The following is a 20,306-nucleotide window of genomic DNA, read 5'->3' as shown; positions in this document are numbered from 1 at the left end:
GGTGGTCGAACCGGAAGGGACCATCCCCGCGGGTGCGGGGAGCAGTGTGACTGTGACCCCTGCGCCGCCTACGGCGCGGGACCATCCCCGCGGGTGCGGGGAGCAGGGTCCGGAACGCGACCTGTGCGGCGGCGGTGCGGGACCATCCCCGCGGGTGCGGGGAGCAGGCTGGATGAGCTGGGATGTTAGTGCGGTGGGGGGTCGCTTTTCGGGACTTGTCTTGATTCCGGCGAAAAGTGCATTCGCGGCATGGAGGACATGTTCATCTCTAGAGTGTCAGGGGCGCCGTGTTGCGGAACCGGGGCCGGGTCAGGAGTCGTCGATGCCTGGCCGGGCCGGCGGGTTTTCGATGCTGGTTCTGCCTTACTGCTCTGTGCCGTAGAGGCTCCGAGGGCGGTGACTCTGTGCGAGGCCCAGTGGTTTGGTCGTTGCTGCCGGATGTGTCGTTCGCGTCAGGCTCTTCCGAAGCGGCGGCGTTTGGCGGCTCTGCTCCAGCCTGGTGGTGGGGTGTTCCCGGGGCTTGGGTTCGTGGTGGGGCGGCGGATCAAGGTGATGCCCTCATGGTCGGTGGGGTGCCATGCGTGGTCGTGAGTGCGGAACGTGAAGCCCTGTTCGTTGTTCGTCGTGTGGGCCAGCAAGGCTCGGCCCTGGCCTGCGTATTGCTGAACTTCCTCCCAGAGCAGGTCCCGGATTCGGGCCGACGGGTTGCCGACGAATACACCGGCGGAGATCTCCAGCAGCCAACGTGTAAGGAAGCCGCGCAAGCCCGCTGGGCAATGGGTGAGGACTATGACGGTCACCAGAGGCCGTCCTCGTAGTCGTCCGGGCCGGCGTGGTTGATGCCGGAAGGGATCTGGTGGCCGCCATCAGTCTGGAGGGTCACTGAGTCACCGTCGGCCTCAGTTGCCGCGGTGGCCTCTCCTTCCGGGAGCAGGAGGCCTTTGATGTCATCCACACAGCGGTTGAGGAGGGACGTTTCGTTGATGCGGTCCCGTAAGGCGCGGCGGGTGCGCGAGCCCACGTCCTCCTCGTCCTGTGCCGCCACCTCGAAGGCCAGCGGGATGCCGATCTCGGTCTTGTAGAGGTCCGCGACGTCGAGGACGAAGGACAGTTCATGGCCTGAGTGGACGAAGCCGAGAGCCGGGCTGCATCCCAGGGACGTGACTACGGCGTGGGCGATGCCGTACATGCACTGAGCCGCGGCCGTGATGGCCTGGTTGACGGCGTCGCCGCTCGTGAAGTCGCCGGGAACGTAGCGGCGTCCTCGCCATGGGATGCCCGTGCGGGTGGCTGCTGCCCGGTAGCAGTCTTTGACTCGTCGGCCCTCACGGCCCAGGAGTTCCTGGCGCGTGAGGCCCGCCGGGTCCTCGTCCGGGAAGCGCAGCCGGTACATCGCCCGGGCGACCGCGAGGCGGCTGCGCGGGTTGGCCCACTGGCGGGCCTGGGCCTCCGCGAGCGTGGAAGAGCGGCTGAGGGCTCGGCCGGACGCGTAATAGCGCACGCCCTGTTCTCCGACCCAGCAGACCGCCGCGCCGGTCTCTCCCAGCACGCTCATGGCCTGGTGGGTGACACGGGTCCCGGGGCCGAGGAGCAGGGTTCCGATGGTGGCCGAAGGGATGTGGGTCGTGCCCTCCGCGTCCGTCGCCGTGATGGCGTTGGCGTCGCGGTGAACGGTGCAGCGTTCCAGGTAGATGAAGGAGAGGCGTTCGGCGGTGCGGGTGAGGTGCCTCGGGGTGAGCCCTGGGCGGCGGGAGACCGTGGTCACGGTGTCGGCCGGGTCGCGGGCGAGAGGGGTGCCAGGGTGAGGAGACCGCAGCCGTAAGCCCTGGCCCTGCCCACGCCCTGGGTGAGGGTACGGCGTAGCGCGGCGGGATCGGTGACTTCCAGGCGGCCCTCGAAGGTGACGGTGACTACCGTGACCGGCTTGTCCCTGTCCCGGCGGGCGTCTGTGCCTCGGGCCTTGTTGAAGGTGAGAGGGCGTGTGTCTCGTATCGCGAGCTCGTATCGGTCGCCGGGGTGAGGGTGCTTGTGGTGCGTAGTGCCCTCGGGGAGCAGGCGGCGGTCCGCCGGTTTCTCGCAGACGCGGAAGCCGAGGCGCTGCTGACGCTTCTCGTCGAGCAGCCAGCCCATCTGGTGAACCGGCGTGCGGTGAGCGGTGAGTTTGCGGGGCTCACCCTCCTTGCGGCGGATGGTGTGCACCGGGTTCGCAGTGAGGCGGAACGCCCAACGGTCGCCGGTGGTCAGCCGGTCGAGGAGGGGGGTGTAGGCGCGCGTCTGCCAGCCGGGGTTCCCGGGGGCGGCGGCCGCCGGCCATCCGGCCTGCTCGACCAGGTGTGTCAGGTCGGGGCGGTCGGGGCTGACGACGTACAACAACACCTCGGCGCGGGCCCGCTGGTCCAGGCGCCACAGCACCCGTGGTGCATCCGGCGCCGGGCTGTCCGAGGGCAGGATGTGCGGGAAGGACGACATGACGGCCGCGTGCATGGCCTGGGGTGAGGAGAGGAGGCGACGGGCGCCGGGGCGCGCGGTGTTGACCCGGAAGCGAGTGAGGAACATCAGGCGCTCTCATCCTTCAGGACATCAAGGGTGTCGGCGGTGTCGGGATCTTCGGGACCCTCAAGCGCTTCCACCGCCTCAAGCGCTTCCATGGCTTCCAGTGCCTCGAACGGGTCGTGCGCGTCCCGCGTCCGGTCGTGGCTGCCCGCCGGGACCGGCGTGGGTACGGCAACGGTGACGACCGTACGCAGTGCGTGCCGTCGATGTGCCGGGTCGAAGCTGAGCGGCTGGTCACGCAGGACGTCCGCCTCCCCCGCGGATTCGTCGGCGGCCGGATCGCGCAGCACGGTCAGGGTCTGCGGGGCGGTGGTCCGGTGCCGCCTGCGGTACCAGGCGGCGGCCTGCCACGGCACATTCGCCAGTGTGTCCTCCAGTCGGGCGTCCTCGTACAGTCCGAGGTCGACCGGCTCGGCGGGCGGACAGGAGCGTCGGCCGAGGTACGGAGGGTACGCGGGGGCCCGCAGGGCTTCATGCACGTCGGTGAGCAGGCCGTGGTCGCCCTCTACGGCGGCGACGAAGACGGCGTCGGCCAGGTAGAACCGCTCGGACAGCGGCATGGCGGCGTCGGTGACGCCGTGGTGGGCGGTGTGGAAGTCCCGTATGCGGGTGCCTGGTTGGTCGATGCGGACCCCGAAACGAAGTGCCGCCAAGGGGGCGAGGCGCACATCGTCGTCGTGCTCGATTCCGCAAGCCGCAGCAAGCAGGCCGACGACACCGCTCTTCGTCGGGGCCGATTCCGTCGTGCGGCGGGTGAAGCGGGAGGACGCTCCCCAGGACTGGAGGGGGCCTGCCAAGCGGAGGGCGAGAACGCTTGTGCCGGTCACCCGGCTCACCCTGCTCACGACGTTCATGCGGGCTTCTCCAGGCCCCGCGCGACCGCCTCACCGACCGCGGCGGCCAGTTCCCGCAATGTGCCGCACTCGGTGCCGAGTTCGGCCAGCTTCTGGGTGGCGGGGCCGACGCGCAGGATCCAGGTGAGGGTGGTCTCAGGATCGCCGTAGGCACGCTCGACGTCGGAGGCGTAGGCGGCGAGCCGGTCGGCGGCCTCCCGCAGATGGCCGCCGCCGTCGCTGCGGACCGGGTCCTCGAAGGCTGCGACGTAACTGATCGGCCGGGTGGTGCGGAGCCTGACGACCACGGCGTCGGGCTCGGTGTGATGGCCGAATGTGTTGATCTTCCCGGTGGGGAGGGAGGCGACGAAGGCCTGGACGAACGCCTCGACGGCGCGGCGCACGGGTTCGGTGCGCGGTTCGTCGTCGCGCAGGCCCTGGCCGAGGTTGGCGGCGAGCTGGTGCACGCCGAGAGCGGCGTAGCGGTAGAGGGTGGCGGAGTTGAAGTCGATGGTGCCGATCATTCCGGCGCCGGTCTCCTCGTCCGTGTTCTCGTCGTCGACGGCCGTGTAGTAGTCGGACTCGTTGTCGACTCGGTGGACGCTGAGGGCGTGGGCGACCTGTACGGCGGCATCGACGTTGATGTCGGCGATGTCGGCGACCATGCGGCCGAAGAGGGCGATGTCCACGGAGTGGCGGGTGTCCGCGAGCTGCTTGGCGCGGCCCTTGTTCTCCTTGGTCTTCAGGAACGCCGTGATGTCGGCGGCGCCTTCGAGCGCCAGGCGGGCCAGGCCGTCGAGCTGGCGCGAGCTGAGGAACACCAGGTACTTGCTCTCGGGGGCGGGCACCGGGCCTCCTTCCTTCTCCGCCTGGTCCGCCTTCCGCTTCGGGACCTCGGTCTTGAACCCGGCGGCCTTGACCGTCTCGTCGGCGAGGTTCAGCGCCGTGTCCCGTGCGACGGACGGGTCGAGCCCGGTGATCCGGTCGGCGAGCAGCTCCACCACCTTCTTCGTCCGGACGCCCAGCTCAGCGGGGTCGAGCAGGTGCTCGTCCTTGAAGTAGGTGCGGATGGCCCGCTTCCATGCCTGGCTGGAGACACGTGCGCGGGGCACTCCGCCGTAGACGGCCGACTTGGGTGCGCCCGTGTCGTCCCGGTTGAGGTTGCTGGGCGGGACGGTCTGCAAGGCGTGCACGTCGAGGAAGATGCGGTTCACGAAGCGTCCTTGTCGGTGTCCGGGACCGGATCCTGGGTCGGGTCCTGGGTGGTGTTCTCATCGGGTGCCGAGGGCCGGTTTCGGCCCCGTTCGTGGAAGGATCGGCCCCACCGGCGGCGTACGGCGGCCGGGCCGCCGGGTCGCTGCCAGAGGTAGAACTGGCCGGCGAGGAGGGCGTAGTCGAGCGGGATGTCGTCGCGGCGCAGCAGGGCGACGAGGTCGCGCAGCCGCTGGGTGAGGGAGACGAGATCAGGAGCGGTGCCCGCGCGGACCAGGCGCTTGCGGACGGGTTCGTCGACGCCGTCGGCCGACATCAGCCTGCGGACCGCCGCGCCCAGACCGGCGGGGCGGTCCCTGGTGTGCCGTCGGTGCATGGGGGTGCCGCGGGACTGCTGGTGGAAGGCCCAGAGGGTCAAGGTCGCGTGCAGGGCGTTCTCGGCGTGGTACAACTCGTGCTCGCTCAGCGGCGGCATTCCCTCGGGTGGGGCGTGCAGCGGATCGACGTCGATCAGATTCCAGAGGTCGGGCAACTCGCCCGCTTCACGGCCCGCGCCGCGGCGCAGACGGGCGAGGGCGGCGACGGCCGAGGGTCTGTCCTTGAGATAACCCTCCTGCCAGGGGGCGATGTTGGTGTCGGCGAGCTGCGCCACCCGCAGGTGTACCCATGCGCTCACGGACGGCGAGACTGACGCGGATGCGGCGGTCATGCAGGCACCTTCGGATCGGTCGCGGTGGGGTGGTCGGTGTCCGGCGAGCCGCCGGACGAGCCCGGTGCAGGCGGGCTGCCGTCAGCGGAGGTGGTGGCGTCGCCGCCGGATCCGGGGGTGTCCGGGAGATCGGGGTCACCCAGTGCCCTGTTCAGACGTCCCCGGAACCACACGTCGGCGAGGCCCGCGTTCAGCCAGTGGGTGCCGCCACCCTTGCTGTCGGGGCACGTCCGCCCCTCCCAGGCCGCGTCACCGGCTGCCGTGATGAGCCGGTCCCCGAGAGCACCGACCGTCTCCCGTACCCGGCGCTGCCATGCCTGCCGGTGCATGAAGGGGTCGGAGGCGTCCGCCATGGCGGACAGCCAGGCACGGTACGGATGTTCCAGCGCGTCGAACCCCCCGGCGAGGGCCACCGACTTCGGTCCGTCCTGATCAGCCCCGGTCGCCCGGGCCAGGTCCGCAGCGAGATCGCCCAGCGCTCGCACGGCCCGTTCGGCGTCCTCGGCCGCGGCAACGGCCTGTCGGGCGTAGGTACGGTCCTGCCGGTGCAGCAGAACGACCGGCATCGGCAGCCGGTCTTCGACGACCTCGTCGATCACGGACTGCTGAGTCCCGTAGCTCACTCCCACGACCCGGGCGCGGACGAGGAAGTGACGAGAGAGGTAGCCCTCGGACACCAGGCGGGCGATCCATTCGAGGATCGACGGCCGCAGACGTGACGGCGCCTCGGCGCTGCCCCCGCTCTCCAGGCGATCGGCGACGAGTGCGCCGATGCCCCGCCAGGCCGAGCGGGCGGGCTCGTGTTCGAGGGGCAAGTACACGGGTGACCGCCCCAGCTTCTTCTCCTGCGCGGGGCTGCGCCGCCACGGGGTCATCGGCTCGCGGCGATGCATGTTCCGGGAGCCGAGCGGATCGCCGTAGCCGAGGACGACACCGTGGACGCCGTCCGCGTCGTAGTGCAGGCGCACCCGCCGCGACTGCCAGGTGTACAGGTCACGCAGGCCGGTCGCCGAACGGTCGTCCGAGCCGGGTCCGCAGGGATCGCGGCGCCAGGCCGGCTGGTCGTCGCCGGGGAAGTCGATCTCCTTCGTGTCCGCCGCCACCAGGTTGAGCAGCAGGGTCTCGCGCAGCGTGCCGCCCTCCGCGAAGACGCCTCCCAGTCCGCCCGCCCAGCCGGTGCCGAGCGGATACACCTTGCCGCCCTTGACGCGGCCGTCGCCGGCCATGCCGGTCTTGATACCGGACGTGTCGTAGGCGTGGACATGAACGACCCAGCGGGCCGCCTCGGCGAAGGTCAGGCGCTCCACGCCCGGCATCCGCGCGCTGAAGAACGGCGCCCCGGCGGGCACGTCGGCCACGAGACGGTTGAGGGAGAAGACCTCGTCCTTCTCGGTGCGAAGCCCGGCGGTCTGCAGGAAGGGTGTGCGGGGATGGAGCAGATCGAACCGATCCCGGTGCTCATCCAAGTACGTCTGAACGGGGGCGAAACAGTCGGGATCCTCCCACAGCTCCACCCACTCCTCGGCGTCACGGGGACCGCCGTCGAGAGCGTCGTGGGTGATGGCCAGAAGGAGACGGACCAGGGCGAACTCCTGGGTGGCCAGACCACCCACGATGCTGCGCACGGCGCCTGCCTGGGTGAAAACCTGCTGGAGTGACAGCTCGTCCTGGGTGCCGTCGCGCCTCAGCACCTCGATCCACGGTCGGCGGGTCAGATCGAAGGACACCGGCGCCGCCTCGACGGCGCCGGCGCCACCAGGGCGTTCACCGGAACCATCGGCACCACCAGGGCTGCCTTCAGTCGTGTGGCTCACGGGTCACCTCAAGGCCGTCGCGCGGGGTGTAGCGGAGCCGGTGGCCCGCCAGGCGGGTCTGGCCGGCCTCGTCGAGCAGGAGGATCAGCTGGCCGGAGAGCCAAGGGCTGTCCTTTCCCTGCCACTTGGGCAGATAGAGCTGCTCCAGTTCCTCGATGGCCTGGTCCATGGTTTCGCCGGAGAACTGCAAGGGGAGCCGCAGCCCGCAACTCGCCGCCGTACGGGCGGCGAAGGGTGTGGGCGTGGCATCGGTGGGCAACTCGATGCCGGCCCGCTGTCGCTGCTTGCTGTCGGGTTTGAGCCAGGGCAGTGTGACGAGGCTCCCGTCACCGCGTCGCTGCACGGCGACGACTTCCAGGCTGTCCCGGCTGTCGCGGACCTGGGCCCGCCCGGTGGGCGTGTCGTCCGTGTCTCCCACACCGGCGGCGACCCAGCCGAACAGCGGCCGCCCCGGTTTACCCACGCCTCCCAGACGGAAGGTGGCGGCGCGTGTGGCCTGGTCGTCACGATGCCGCTCGAATTGCTCGCGGGCCTCCTTCAGCGCGGCCTCCCAATGCTCCGGCCCGACAGGGCCATCGCCGTACGCGCTCTGCACGAGCGGGCTGATGTCCGCAGGGAGTTCAAGCGGACGGCCGTTCGCGCCGTCGAGGTGAGGGAGGAGCACCGCGGCCGACCGGAGCAGGGCGTACCGTCCGTACACGGCGACGGACCCGCGTACCGGGGCGGGTATACCCGCCTCCCAGTCGACCCCCGTCACGAGGCAACGCGCGGTGCGCAGCCGCTCGGGCCGGTCCCCCTGATCCTTCCCACGCCGGTGACGGTGCAGGCGTCCCATGCGCTGAAGGAGCAGGTCGACGGGGCAGAGGTCGCTGACCAGCAGGTCGAAGTCGATGTCCAGGGACTGCTCGGCAACCTGGCTGGCCACGACGATGTGCCTGCCCGTCGGCCTGTCCTGCGTCTTCTCGGGAGGACCGAAGAGCCGGAGAAGGGTGCTGTCCTTGTCGGCCCGGTCGAGATCCACGAAGCAGGAGTGGGCGACAGTCACGTTGTCGGAACCGAATCGGTCGCGCAGCGCACGGGCCGTCTCCAGCACCCGCTTGACCGTGTTACGGATCACCAACACGCAACCGCCGTCGGCCAGTTCTTGCTCGAGCCGGTCGGCGAGCGCGGGAAGCTCATCGGCGAGGCTTTCCACCCGCACCTCCGTCGACCGGGCGGACGCCCGCGGGCACCGGATCAGCGGGGCGCCGCCAGGAGCGACGGCGGTCAGGAGCGGGTACGCGCCCGAAGCGGCGGTGTCCTGGGGACTCCGGGTTGCTGCGACGGTCTTCTGGGGTGCCGCGGTGGCGTCGGACCGGCTGGCGTAGGCATCGACGAGTTCGTGCCTGCGTGAGGCGGGGAGGGTCGCCGACAGAACCACCACGGGTACGCCGTACGCACCCAGCCAGGACAGAACGCGGTCCAGGTACACACTCATGTACGTGTCGTAGGCGTGCGCCTCGTCGATCACGACGACCTTCCCGGCCACGGCGAGGTGCCGCAACGCCAGGTGCCGGCTCTTCAGCCCCGCGAACAGCAACTGGTCGATGGTGCCCGCGACGAAAGAGGCCAGCATGGCCCTCTTACGGCCACGCAGCCAGGCGTGCGCAACGAGTTCGGCGCCCGCACGGAGCGGCCCATCCGACTGTCGACGGGGCCCGGCCGCCGCCTCGTCATCCACGCCGACTGCCATGACCCGCTCTGCGCGGGCCATCAGGGCGGCGAAGTCCTCGTTGAGGGCCGCCTTGGAGTGGGCCAGGTGCACCGAGCGGCGTGTGCCTGCGCCACCCTGCAAGCGGTTCAGCCAGTCGAGCAGGCGGGGGAACATGGCGTTGCCGGTGGCCATGGTGGGCAGGGCGAAGAACACGCCACCGGCTCCCGATCGCGCCGCGAAGATCTCGGCCACGGCGAGCGCCGCTTCCGTCTTGCCCTCGCCCATCGGCGCCTCGACGATCATCAGGCCGGGCGTATCCATGTGCCGGGCGAGCTCGACGGCGGATTCCTGAACGGGGCGGATCTTCGCAGCCGCCGGAAGGGCGAACCGCGCGGCGAACAACTCCTGGGCACTACCGGCAGGTTCCACGGCCTTCCAGGGGCCAGGCAGGTCAAGTCCCCGCCAGGCAGCGGCGACGCGCTCTTCGTCGCTGCGGGACGCTCCGTCGGGAAAGTACGGAAAGAGGTCGGCGTTGCTGGCGATCCAGTCGGAGACGATGACCAGTGCGGTGAGCAGGACCTGCACGGGCTGCGGCAGCTTCACCGCCCGCCAGTCGCTGAGCCGTTGCGTGACGCCGAACCGGTCGGCGCAGACGTCGAGCAGCTGGTCCTGCACCTGCCGCCAAGTGCGATGGTTCGCTCCCGGAGTGCGCAGCAGCTCCTCATGCTGGTACAGACTCTTGATCTGCCCGTGCTCGGGAGGCGCACCGTGGTGGCCTCCGACGGCAACCGTGAACTGACCTGTCCGTGCGGACGCCCATCCATGCCGCTCCTCCAGCCACTCTCCCAGCAGCACCTGCCCGGCCAGACCGTGCGGCGCGATCCGGCGGTCCGGCCCCATCGCCTTGGCGGACCGCATCTCCAGTCCATGCCCACGCATGGCATCGGCCAGCTGCTCTACCTGGCAGGCGAACGCGGGGGTGGCTTTTCCGATGTCGTGCACGGCGGCGAGCCATACGACGAGGGCACGGGCGTCGGACTCACGCAGCGGCAGCACTTCGGCGATGGTGCGCCGCACGGCAGCGGGGAGCCACTGGTCCCACAACAGACCAGCTACGGCGGCACTGTCCTCCATGTGCCGCCACAACGGCAGCCACCCGTCGGTATCCCGATCATGCTTGGCCCACACCACCCGAGCCGGCCCGCCAAGCCGACGTAAGAGACCGGGGTGGGCACTCCCCCCATTGCTCATGGGGGTATTGGTACAGGGCAATCCCCACTCCGCACTCTAAAACGGCGAAAGCGAGGAAACTTTGGGACCTGACCCACCCCAGACGGATAGTCTGATCGACTGCCTGTCCCCACCCTGGAACTTCCGGACCGTACGACCGCAAATGCCTCATTTGCCAGATTCAATGAAAGTCATGAGAACCGAGCCTGCGCAGCCCTAAACACCCAGGCCACCCAGCCTGCTCCCCGCACCCGCGGGGATGGTCCCCTCGGCGGCGGCGCCCTCGGTCTGTCCATCTACTGCTCCCCGCACCCGCGGGGATGGTCCAGCACGTTCGGCGGTCTCCTGCGGCTCCTGGTGCTGCTCCCCGCACCCGCGGGGATGGTCCCCCGGACGACTGCCGGTAGCTGTCCTGGAAGACCTGCTCCCCGCACCCGCGGGGATGGTCCCGCGGGCCGGTGCTGGAGGTTGTAGTTCCAGATCTGCTCCCCGCACCCGCGGGGATGGTCCCGCGTTCGTTCCCATGACCAGAAACTCCGCCTCGCTGCTCCCCGCACCCGCGGGGATGGTCCCGGCTATCAGCATTCAGGCCGTCGTGGCGTGCACTGCTCCCCGCACCCGCGGGGATGGTCCCTACGTTGCCGGGGTGTCCGGTTGGACGATCAACTGCTCCCCGCACCCGCGGGGATGGTCCCTGGACGTCGTGGACGCACCCGGCGGGGTCACCCTGCTCCCCGCACCCGCGGGGATGGTCCCGCTCTGCAGATCTGGAACGGTTCGGCGTGGGTCTGCTCCCCGCACCCGCGGGGATGGTCCCTCGTTGGCCTGGAACGGCACGTACGGCTTGGTCTGCTCCCCGCACCCGCGGGGATGGTCCCTGCGGGTGGCACGGGTTCGCCATGCAGGTGATCTGCTCCCCGCACCCGCGGGGATGGTCCCCTCGGCCGCCGCCTGCGCCGTGCAGCCGAACCCTGCTCCCCGCACCCGCGGGGATGGTCCCAGCGCGTCGAGGATCTTCGTGGGGATGCGGCGGCTGCTCCCCGCACCCGCGGGGATGGTCCCAGCGGCCACACGATCGTCCGGGGCTGAGGCTGCTGCTCCCCGCACCCGCGGGGATGGTCCCCAGCGCACGTGCGTACGCGAGGGGTTCGCCTCCTGCTCCCCGCACCCGCGGAGATGGTCCCGCACCGCAGCCCTTGTGGCGGATGCCGACGGCCTGCTCCCCGCACCCGCGGGGATGGTCCCCGTACCGAGCAGCGCTCCACGACCCTCGGCGGCTGCTCCCCGCACCCGCGGGGATGGTCCCCCGTTCGTGCTGATCGGGTTGGCGATCCTGGCCTGCTCCCCGCACCCGCGGGGATGGTCCCGTGGACGCCATGTCCGGCGTCTCGATCGGCTGCTGCTCCCCGCACCCGCGGGGATGGTCCCGCCGTCGCGATCGAACTCTTCGGCACGAAGGCCTGCTCCCCGCACCCGCGGGGATGGTCCCAGGATCCGCATGGACTTGGCGTAGTTCTCGGACTGCTCCCCGCACCCGCGGGGATGGTCCCGCCGTAGCCGGTGCGTTCGGTGCGCCGAAGCTCTGCTCCCCGCACCCGCGGGGATGGTCCCTCCTCGGACTCCAGGAAGATCAGCCCGTACCCCTGCTCCCCGCACCCGCGGGGATGGTCCCTGGCCGATCGACCCGTCGTAGTCCAGGCCGAACTGCTCCCCGCACCCGCAGGGATGGTCCCCACTTCTGGGAGAACGTCTACCTCGGCCTGCCCTGCTCCCCGCACCCGCGGGGATGGTCCCGCGAGCACGTACGGGGATCCCGTGGGCCAGGGCTGCTCCCCGCGCCAGCGGGGATGGTCCACATCACCGCCGCCATCCAGGCCGCAGCCGAACTGCTCCCCGCACCCGTGGAGATGGTCCCGGTACCGGGTCGGCGATGCTGCGGTCGACGTGCGGCTCCCCGCACCCGCAGGATGGTCCCAGCGACGTTCCCACTGCGACGCCGATGCCGATCTGCTCCCCACACCCGCGGGGATGGTCCCTCGTTGATGCCGTTGCCCGCCTTGTCCATCGCCTGCTCCCCGCACCCGCGGGGATGGTCCCGGTGTGAAGTGAACCAGCACAAAGCTCGGCGGTTGCTCCCTGCACCCGCAGGGGCTGGTCCCTGGGCGATGGCCTAGGAGTCGTGGGCGTTGGCCTGCTTCCCGCGCACGCGGGGATGGTCCCTCGCATGGGCCACGGTGGCCCGAACCGCTTCTCTGCTCCCCCACCCGCGGGGATGATCCCGGCGGCCCCTGCATGGCGCTGTTCGTCTGTTCTGGCTGGGCCTTGTGGCTCAGTCGTACTCGCGTAGCGCGGAGACCAGTTGGTGTCCCTCGGCGGCGCCCCGCCGGTGCAGAAGGGCTGCTGTCGCGTGCAGTTCGTTCCATGAGTGGGGGCGCCCCACCGTCGCCGCATCCTGCACACTGGCCACGGCTACGGACAGGGCCTGGGCCGCTTCGCCGGCTCCGGCGAGTGCGTGGGCGAGGCAGGCTCGGTACCACGTCCGGTCGCGTCGGTATCCGTCCGCCAGTGCGTCCAGTCCAACAGTCAAGTGCTCCACCGCCTTGCGCCAGTCCCGGAGATGCAGCGCTGCCATGCCACTCTGGAGCGTGAACCAGGTCTCGCCGTAGAAGTACATCCACGGGGGCTCGTCCTCGGGGTGTTCAGCAGCACGGCTGATGAGCATCTGCGCCTCGTCCAAGCCTCGGTAGGCTGCGTCCGCGTCGCCGTTGAGGGCGTGGCCCCGCGCAGCCATTTGCGCGGCCATGCCCTGTACCCCCAGCGACGCCCCGGGCGCCGACCAGCGCGCGGCCTCGGCAAGCCGTACGCACCGGGTACCACGACCGCCGGACCACGCCATGTGGGCCTTCATGCTGAGCGTGGTCGCGGACATGTTCGCGTCCCCGGCTTCCAGCGCCCACTCGTGACTTCGGTCGTACCAGGCCAGTGCCGCGGACGTCTGCGCCTGATCCTGCGCCATCCAGGCCAGGAATTGGGCATGTTCCGAGGCGAGGCGAACCACCCTGTCCGCGAGCGGACCGCGGGCACCTGCGTACAGGTCGATGACGGTGCGCAGTTGCTGACGCATCACGTCGATCAAGGGGCGCGATCCGATGTGGTCCTCCGCACGCCGGTGTTCGGCCAGCAGCCGGTCAAGCCAGTCAAGGGTCGGGGCGTCCACTCGGTGCCCGGTGCCGACGACGCTGGTCACCCGCTCCAGTACGTCAGCATCCCGCCCGGCGCCGGGTAGCACGAGGGCAGGGACGGGCGGCACCTCGCCGGTGCACACGTCGCCGGTACGGAGTCGCTGAGGGATGTCCAAGCCGCTTGCAATGCGCTGCCGCACTTCGGCAGAGGTCACACGGCGCCGTCCCCGCTCGATGTCGGACACATCAGGTTGAGCGAGGCCAACGCGCTCGCCGAGCTTGGTCTGGCTCATGCCAGTGAGCCTTCGGTAGGCGCGGAACACGGCGCCCCAGTCCTCGCTGACGGCCGCAGCGGCAAGTTCGGGATGGGTCCATAGGTCGATTCGGGAATCCCCCATAACTCTCAATATAGGGCGCGCACATAGCGGCTTGGGATGGCTTCGATCCGGGGTCTGGCGGAAGGGTCTTGACGCACAGACCCCGGCGACCGCGCTGCGAGCGGCCCCGGGGCGTGGCCAACGCTGCGAAGGAGCGTCGACACCATGAAAGCTACAGGCCGCAGAAGGCACTGGGCCAAGATGACCATCGAGGTCTTCACCGTGGACCGGAAAGGCCGGGTGGTCGAGCACCGCGGGATTGTATACGTGCCGGACGCCGCAGGACCGTTGCCGTTGTTCGACGGGTATCCGCCGTGCGCCTGCCCGCGCTGTCGCAACCGCCGGGTGGTGACGCGATGAGCGCCCCTCATTCCCGGGCTCACGCCGAGGCCCTCGGTATCGGGGCGATGTGCGGTGCCGCGACCTGGTTCATCGACCTGACCGTCCTCCCCCGGCACGGCGAAGTGGTGCAGTTCCGGGAGGCGTTCATCCGGTACCTGGGCGAGCTGATGTCTCTGGTCGAGCAACTCACCTCCCTGCACGGCCCGGATGACGGACACGCACATGCGGCGCTCGCCTCTGTCGCTGAGGCACGCAGGCGGCTCGCCGAGCCGGAGGCCGCCGGGTTGAACGGCGAGGTGACCCGCGTCAAGCAGCTCGCCCGCTCGGTCGTGGCCCTGTCCGAACACCACGAGGCACTGACGGCGCTGAGAGCCGACGTGTGTCCGGGTTGCGACCGTGCCATCGAGGCCGGCGTGAGGCCAACACCGTAGGGGGAACGCGGCCTGGGCGGGCTGCGTGCATTGTCACTGCCCAGCCACGGGACGGCGCACCGCAGGCTGGCCAACAGCCCGTACGTGCCCCCCGGCGCGGTCCGGCCGCGGTTGCGGCGGCGAGGCCGTCATCGTCGCCGGTACGCGGATGGGGCGGCCGGTGCCGGGCCGGGTGGTCCTGCGTCACCTCGAAGGGGCTGAAGCAACGGCCCGCAGTGCGTCCAGCACCCTCCCGACCGCCGCGCCCTGTGCCGCTCCCCTGCGTACCGCTGCCACCACGTGCCGGACCGGGCGGTCCTCGGGGAGTTCGCGCATCGTCACGCCGGACCGTGGGACCACCGCCATCCGCGGCACCAGCGCGACGCCCGTGCCCGCCTCGACCATGGCGAGGATCGCCGTCCAGCCGGCCGCCGTGTGCTGCCGCTGCGGGCGGAAACCCGCCGCCTCGCAGGCCGTGCGGGTGATGTCGGACCACGGGCCGCTGCCGCCGAAGATCCACGGCTCGGCGGCGAGATCGGCCAGCCGCAGGCCCTCGGCGGACGCCAGCGCGTGGCCGGGGGGCAGGGCGACGTCCAGCGGGTCGGCGAGCAGCGGCACACAGGTGAAGCGCGGGTCGGTCGCGCTCGGCGCCTGGGCGGCCAGGGACAGGGCGAGGTCCACCTCACCGGCCGCCAGCAGCTCGTACGCCTCCTCCGCCTCGGCCTCCCGTACCCGCACCGTCACACCGGGGTGCGCCGCCCGCAGCGCCCGCACCGCCGGTGGGCACGGCGGTCGAGAAGGCCCCGACCCGGACCTCACCGGCCTCGCCGTGGACGTAGGCCGCCAACGCGGCGTCGGCGCGCTCCAGTTGCTCGAACACGGCCTCGGCGTGCCGCAGCACCAGCCGGGCCGCGTCCGTGAGCCGCACCCGTCTGCCCTGCGCCTGGAGGAGGGGCACGCCGAGCTGCTTGGACAGGTTCGTCAGCTGCTGGGAGACCGCGGACGGGGTCATGCTGAGCGCCTCGGCCGTCGCGGTCACCGTCCCCCGTTCCCGCAGCGTCCGCAGGATGTGCAGCTTCCGGATGTCCCACTCGGCCATGGCGGCAATCTAGTGCCGGGCGGGGAGGGTCACCTGCGGGCCCCCGCGCCGAGGATCACGCCGCCCAGGATCAGAGCCATGCAGGCGGACTGGGTCCAGCCGAGGGGTTCGGACAGCAGGAGCCAGGAGAGCAGGGCCACGCAGACGGGCTGGAGGTAGTAGACGACGCCGGCGCGGCTCGGGCCGATCAGGGCGATCGCCTTGTTCCACGCGAAGAAGGCGAGGGCCGAGGAGGCGATGCCGACGTAGAGGAGAGGCAGCACCGTGCCGGGGGCCGGGGTGAAGCCGCCCTGGGTGGCGAGGCTGAGGGCGTGGGCCGGGAGCAGCATGGCGGTGCCGCACAGGAAGGTCGTGAAGAGGAAGGCGGGGCCGGTCAGTTCGGCGGGCCTGCGGCGCAGCAGGGCGCTGTAGCCGCCGAAGCAGCAGGCGGCGGCGATCATCCACAGGTCGCCGGGCGTCGGGGTGATCGCACCCCCGCCGCCCATCAGCAGCAGGACCCCGGTGCAGGCCATGAGCAGTCCGGCGACACGGCGGGCACCGAGGCGTACGCCTCCCGCCCGCTCGAACACCGCCATCAGCACCGGCGACGCCGCCATGATCATGCCCATGTTGGCGGCGGGCGTGGTGACGCCGGCCTGGTTGACGAGCGTGTTGTACGTGGCGACGCCGAGCAGGGAGGCGAGGAGGACGAATCCGAGGTGACGGCGGATCAGCGCCCGCTGCCGCCAGGCCTGCCGGGCGCCGAACGGGGCGACGGCGGCCAGGGCGATCAGCCAGCGCCAGAAGCCGTGCTGGATCGGCGGCACGGTGTCGCCGAGGGCGCGGGAGGTGACGAAGCTGCCGGACCAGACGAGGGTCGCGAGGGCGGCGAGGGCGAGGCCGAGGGTGAGGGTGAGGGGAGCTTTCGGGGCGGGAGTGGAGGTGGGGGTTGCTGGTGTCCTGGTGTGGACGAGGGGCACAGAGGTCCTTTCCTGAGCGGTGATCGCGGTGGATCTACCGTCGCAGGGCAGGTTCTGTCTCGTCCATCGAAAGTTTTTGAGCAGTCTGTTCAGTTGAGGTGAACGATGGCTGGGGCCGGGGGCCTGTCCTGAGCTGGCCCGCCACCGTCGCCCCGAAGGCCAGGGCCATGCCCAGCAACTGCACCGGCGTCAGCGCCTCGCCCAGTGCCGCCCAGCCGACGACCGCCGCGGTGAGCGGCGAGAGCGGGCCGAGGAAGGTGACCTGGGTGGCGGAGAGGCGGCCGATGCCCTGGAACCAGAGCCAGTAGGCGAGGGCGGTGTTGGCGAGCGCCAGGTAGAGGTAGCCGCCGATCGCCGGGGCGTCCAGGGCGGGTGGAGCACCTTCGACGAGGAGGGCGAGCGGTGCGATCAGGAGCCCTCCGGCCGTGAGCTGCCAGGCGGTCAGGGCCAGCGGGCCGACACCCTCGGGGCGGCCCCACTTCTTCGTGAGCACGGTGCCGGTGGACATGGACGCGGTCGAGGCGAGGGCAGCGAGGACGCCGACCGGATCCAGGGCCCCGGCCGCCTTCAGGACGACCAGGCTCACACCGAAGGCGGCCACCGCCCCGGTGAGCACGGACCGGACGCCGGGCCGCTCCCCCAGGAGCAGCGCCGACAGGGCGACCACGAGCAGCGGTCCGAGGGAGCCGACGACCGCGGCGAGACCGCCCGGCAGGCGGTACGCGGAGAGGAACAGCAGCGGGAAGAAGGCGCCGATGTTCAGCGCGCCCAGCACGGCCGCCTTGCCCCACCACGCGCCGCGCGGCAGCACCCGGGCGAGGGCGAGGAGGAGCAGTCCGGCGGGGAGGGCGCGCATCAGGCCGGTGAACAGGGGGCGGTCGGCCGGGAGGAACTCGGTGGTGACGGCGTAGGTGGTGCCCCAGGAGACGGGGGCGAGGGCGGTGAGCGCGATGAGGCCGGTGCCGGCGGTGCCGGCCTTTTCGGTGCGGGCGGCGGGCATGGGACGCACCCCTTCCAGTAGGTCAGCAGCAATTAGCTTAGCCGCAAGCTACTTACCGTCAAGCCACTTTCTTGCCGACGACCGGAGTGGCCCCGATACTCATGGCCATGAGCGAACGTCCCGAGCAGCGCAAGGACCCCGTCGACGCGATCATCGAACAGTGGGCGACGGTCCGGCCCGACCTCGACACCGCCGCGATGGAGGTCTTCGGGCGCATCTACCGGCTCTCCCGCGCGATGGGCGACCGCATGGACCGGGCGTACGCGGCGTACGGCATCGCCCGCGGCGAGTTCGACGTCCTCGCCACCCTGCGCCGCTCCGGGGAGCCCTACACCCTCTCCCCGCGCCAGCTCTCGGCCACGCTGATGCTCACCACCGGCGGCATGACCGGCCGCCTCGACAAGCTCGAACGCGCGGGTCTGCTGCGCCGCTCCCCCGACCCGCACGACCGCAGGGGACTGCAGGTCACGCTCACCGAACGGGGGCTGCGCCTGGTCGACGAGGCGGTCGGCGCGGGCCTCGCCGTCCAGACGGAGGCGCTGTCGGCGCTCGGGACTGAGCGGGGGGCGCAACTGGCCGACCTGCTGCGGGATCTGCTGCTCGCCACCGAGCGGTAGCGACGGCGGGAAACAGCGACGAGGGCGCCGTATCCCACCTTGCTCGGTCGGATACGGCGCCCTCGTCAGAGGTGCGTCAGGCGGCGCGCCGGGTCAGGCCTTGGCGCCGGCCTTGGTCTTGATGTTGCGGGTGGTCACCCGGTGCTCCTCCTTGGAGCGGTCGAGGACCATCACCAGGCCGGCGATCACCACGAACAGGGCGATCGGGGCCACGACGAAGAGGCCCAGCGTCTCGATGACGCTCAGGCCCGGGCCGGGGTCGTCACCGTCGTCGCGGGTGAGCGCGAGCGCGGGGGACGTCATGAGCAGCATCATCAGCGTCGTACCGGCTGCCAGGGCGCCGGCGCGCAGGGCGTTCTTCTTGTCCACGCTGCACAAGGTAGCGAACGCCGGTGAGGGGCGCGCGGCCGGGGTGCCCGTACGAGTGCGGGGCGAGTGTTCTGCGCCGGTGCGGCCGTACCGGGGGCTGCCGCCCCCCGGGCCCCCGCTTCGGCCTGAACGGCCTCGTCCTCAATCGCCGGACGGGCTGACTTGGTTCTTCAATATCTCGATCAGCGCATGCAGTCTCTGCGAGGCCGCCAGGTCCTCCAAGGTCACCGGGCGGCCCTTGGCGTCCGCGATCGGCAGGCGCCAGTTGGGGTACTGGTCCCAGGTGCCGGGGAGGTTCTGGGGGCGGCGGTCGCCGATGGTGTCGGGGAGCCAGACGCCGATCAGGCGGGCAGGGGTGTGCAGCAGATAGCGGTGGACGGCCTGGATCTCGGCCTCCTCCGACGACGTGTCCGTGCCGCCCGCGGCGCCCTGGAGCATGCCGAGGCGGGCGAGCAGGTCCAGCCACTCCGCGGTGTCGGCGGCGGCCTCCGCGCGTTCCTCGGCGAGCGGGCGGGTGAGCAGGCCGAGGCGGTCGCGCAGGTCGACGTGCTCGCCGGTGAGGCGGGCGGCGGTGGGCGGCAGGTCATGGGTGGTGGCGGTGGCGAGGCAGTCGGCGCGCCAGCTCTCCGGCGGCAGGGGGCGGCCGTCGCCCTCCCAGTCGCGTTCGAACCACAGCACCGAGGTGCCGTACACCCCGCGCTCGCGCAGCGCCTCGCGCACGCCGGGCTCGACGGTGCCCAGGTCCTCGCCGATCACCATGGCCCCGGCGCGGGAGGCCTCCAGGACGAGGACGGCGAGCATGGCCTCGGCGTCGTAACGGACGTAGGTGCCCTCGGTGGGCGGGTGGCCGTGGGGCACCCACCACAGGCGGAACATGCCCATGACGTGGTCGATGCGCAGGGCGCCCGCGTACCGGAAGAGGGCCTTGAGGAGGTCGCGGAAGGGGGCGTAGCCGGACGCGGCGAGCCGGTCGGGGCGCCAGGGCGGCAGGCCCCAGTCCTGGCCGCGGGCGTTGAAGGCGTCCGGGGGCGCGCCGATGGACATGCCGGCGGCGAAGTACTCCTGCTGCGCCCAGGCGTCGGCGCCGCCGGGGTGCACGCCGACGGCGAGGTCGTGGACGATCCCGAGCGGCATGCCGGCCTCGCGGGCGGTGCGCTGGGACGCGGTGAGCTGGGTGTCGGTGAGCCAGGCCAGGCGGGAGTGGAAGTCGACGCGGTCCATCAGCTCGCCGCGGGCGCGGGCGGTCTCCGCCGAGCGGGGGTCGCGCAGGGCGGCGGGCCAGCGGTGCCAGTCGGAGCCGTGCACCTCGGCGAGCGCGCACCAGGTGGCATGGTCCTCCAGGGCGGTGCCCTGTTCGGCGAGGAAGTCGCAGTAGGCGGCGCGCCGGCCGGGCCCGAGCGGCACCTCGCGCACCAGCTCCAGGGCCTCCCGCTTGAGCTCCCACACGGCGTCCCGGTCGATCAGCGCGCCCTGCTGAAGCACCGTCTCGCGCAGCCGCCCGGCCCGCTGGAGCAGGGACCGTACGCGGTCGTGGTCGGTGACGTGCGCGAACTCCGGGACGTCCTCGATCCGCAGGTGCACGGGGTCGGGGAAGCGGCGGGAGGAGGGGCGGTACGGGGAGGGGTCGGTCGGCGGGCCGGGGACGGCCGCGTGCAGCGGGTTGACCTGGAGGAACCCGGCGCCGAGCGTGCGTCCGGCCCAGGCGGCCAGCTCGCCGAGGTCACCGAGGTCGCCCATGCCCCAGGAGTGGCGCGACAGCAGCGAGTACAGCTGGACGAGCAGGCCGTACGAGCGTCCGGCGGGCGTCGGCAGCCGGGGCGGGGCGACGATCAGATGGGCGCGGGCGGTGCGGCCGTCGGGGGCGGTGGCGGTCAGCTCGTGCACGCCGGGCGGGAGCTGTTCGGCGG

Annotated in this window: 16 protein-coding genes, 1 pseudogene and 2 CRISPR repeat arrays (1 of these 19 running past the window's edge); of the genes and pseudogenes, 3 read left to right on the top strand and 14 right to left on the bottom strand. The window is 71.4% G+C overall.

Features of this window, described 5'->3' with window-relative positions; translation table 11 throughout:
• Positions 1-167: direct repeats of the CRISPR family, unit length 29 nt; unit sequence GGGACCATCCCCGCGGGTGCGGGGAGCAG (it extends 1,265 nt beyond the left edge of the window).
• A gap of 285 nt (positions 168-452) precedes the next feature.
• From cas2e to N4P33_RS13155, 9 genes are all read right to left on the bottom strand, one after another.
• A complete protein-coding gene (gene cas2e, locus N4P33_RS13195; protein WP_260826585.1) occupies positions 453-800 on the bottom strand; it encodes a type I-E CRISPR-associated endoribonuclease Cas2e in 348 nt (115 codons plus the stop codon).
• A complete protein-coding gene (gene cas1e / locus N4P33_RS13190; RefSeq protein ID WP_260826584.1) occupies positions 797-1,765 on the bottom strand; it encodes a type I-E CRISPR-associated endonuclease Cas1e in 969 nt (322 codons plus the stop codon). The genes cas2e and cas1e overlap by 4 nt, the downstream gene beginning before the upstream one ends.
• Positions 1,762-2,556, bottom strand: coding sequence for a type I-E CRISPR-associated protein Cas6/Cse3/CasE (gene cas6e, locus N4P33_RS13185; protein ID WP_260826583.1), 795 nt, complete (start codon positions 2,554-2,556; stop codon positions 1,762-1,764). Before cas6e ends, cas1e begins: the two co-directional genes overlap by 4 nt.
• Positions 2,556-3,380 (bottom strand): type I-E CRISPR-associated protein Cas5/CasD, encoded by an 825-nt coding sequence (gene cas5e / locus N4P33_RS13180; RefSeq protein ID WP_260826582.1) that lies wholly within the window; start codon positions 3,378-3,380, stop codon positions 2,556-2,558. Before cas5e ends, cas6e begins: the two co-directional genes overlap by 1 nt.
• A 23-nt stretch (positions 3,381-3,403) precedes the next feature.
• Positions 3,404-4,600, bottom strand: a complete 1,197-nt coding sequence (gene cas7e / locus N4P33_RS13175; RefSeq protein ID WP_260826581.1) for a type I-E CRISPR-associated protein Cas7/Cse4/CasC — start codon at positions 4,598-4,600, stop codon at positions 3,404-3,406.
• The gene (gene casB / locus N4P33_RS13170; RefSeq protein ID WP_260826580.1) at positions 4,597-5,307 is read right to left on the bottom strand and encodes a type I-E CRISPR-associated protein Cse2/CasB; all 711 of its coding nucleotides are present in this window, start codon (positions 5,305-5,307) and stop codon (positions 4,597-4,599) included. The genes cas7e and casB overlap by 4 nt, the downstream gene beginning before the upstream one ends.
• The gene (gene casA, locus N4P33_RS13165) at positions 5,304-7,121 is read right to left on the bottom strand and encodes a type I-E CRISPR-associated protein Cse1/CasA (protein ID WP_260826578.1); all 1,818 of its coding nucleotides are present in this window, start codon (positions 7,119-7,121) and stop codon (positions 5,304-5,306) included. The genes casB and casA overlap by 4 nt, the downstream gene beginning before the upstream one ends.
• Entirely contained in the window at positions 7,105-9,948 is a 2,844-nt protein-coding gene (cas3, locus tag N4P33_RS13160; RefSeq protein WP_260826577.1) for a CRISPR-associated helicase Cas3', read from the bottom strand. The genes casA and cas3 overlap by 17 nt, the downstream gene beginning before the upstream one ends.
• 334 nt (positions 9,949-10,282) lie before the next feature.
• Positions 10,283-12,201: direct repeats of the CRISPR family, unit length 29 nt; unit sequence CTGCTCCCCGCACCCGCGGGGATGGTCCC.
• A 172-nt stretch (positions 12,202-12,373) separates the two neighbouring features.
• Positions 12,374-13,624 (bottom strand): helix-turn-helix domain-containing protein, encoded by a 1,251-nt coding sequence (locus tag N4P33_RS13155; RefSeq protein WP_260826576.1) that lies wholly within the window; start codon positions 13,622-13,624, stop codon positions 12,374-12,376.
• A gap of 180 nt (positions 13,625-13,804) precedes the next feature.
• Between N4P33_RS13155 and N4P33_RS13150 the strand changes: the two genes are divergently transcribed.
• Together N4P33_RS13150 and N4P33_RS13145 are read left to right on the top strand one after the other, a co-directional pair.
• Positions 13,805-13,963, top strand: a complete 159-nt coding sequence (locus tag N4P33_RS13150) for a hypothetical protein (protein WP_260826575.1) — start codon at positions 13,805-13,807, stop codon at positions 13,961-13,963.
• Positions 13,960-14,376 carry a DUF6415 family natural product biosynthesis protein gene (locus N4P33_RS13145; protein ID WP_260826574.1) on the top strand — a complete coding sequence of 139 codons (417 nt, stop codon included), beginning with the start codon at positions 13,960-13,962 and terminating at the stop codon, positions 14,374-14,376. Before N4P33_RS13150 ends, N4P33_RS13145 begins: the two co-directional genes overlap by 4 nt.
• Positions 14,377-14,559: 183 nt before the next feature.
• Here the strand turns inward: N4P33_RS13145 and N4P33_RS13140 are convergent.
• From N4P33_RS13140 to N4P33_RS13130, 3 genes and pseudogenes are all read right to left on the bottom strand, one after another.
• Positions 14,560-15,454, bottom strand: a pseudogene (locus tag N4P33_RS13140) (LysR family transcriptional regulator).
• Positions 15,455-15,483: 29 nt separating this feature from the next.
• Positions 15,484-16,413, bottom strand: a complete 930-nt coding sequence (locus N4P33_RS13135; protein WP_260826573.1) for a DMT family transporter — start codon at positions 16,411-16,413, stop codon at positions 15,484-15,486.
• A 34-nt stretch (positions 16,414-16,447) separates the two neighbouring features.
• Positions 16,448-17,413: an EamA family transporter gene (locus N4P33_RS13130; RefSeq protein WP_260826572.1), complete on the bottom strand. Its 966-nt coding sequence runs from the start codon at positions 17,411-17,413 to the stop codon at positions 16,448-16,450.
• A 107-nt stretch (positions 17,414-17,520) separates the two neighbouring features.
• Between N4P33_RS13130 and N4P33_RS13125 the strand changes: the two genes are divergently transcribed.
• Positions 17,521-18,030, top strand: a complete 510-nt coding sequence (locus N4P33_RS13125) for a MarR family winged helix-turn-helix transcriptional regulator (protein ID WP_260826571.1) — start codon at positions 17,521-17,523, stop codon at positions 18,028-18,030.
• A 93-nt stretch (positions 18,031-18,123) separates the two neighbouring features.
• Here the strand turns inward: N4P33_RS13125 and N4P33_RS13120 are convergent, their stop codons facing one another.
• Positions 18,124-18,399, bottom strand: a complete 276-nt coding sequence (locus N4P33_RS13120; protein WP_260826570.1) for a hypothetical protein — start codon at positions 18,397-18,399, stop codon at positions 18,124-18,126.
• Between the two features lie 141 nt (positions 18,400-18,540).
• A partial coding sequence (malQ, locus tag N4P33_RS13115) for a 4-alpha-glucanotransferase (RefSeq protein ID WP_260826569.1) occupies positions 18,541-20,306 on the bottom strand: 1,766 nt, incomplete at its 5' end.

It is taken from the genome of Streptomyces sp. 15-116A, assembly GCF_025290915.1.
GTDB lineage: Bacteria > Actinomycetota > Actinomycetes > Streptomycetales > Streptomycetaceae > Streptomyces.
This window is presented reverse-complemented; position numbering and strand designations above follow the sequence as displayed.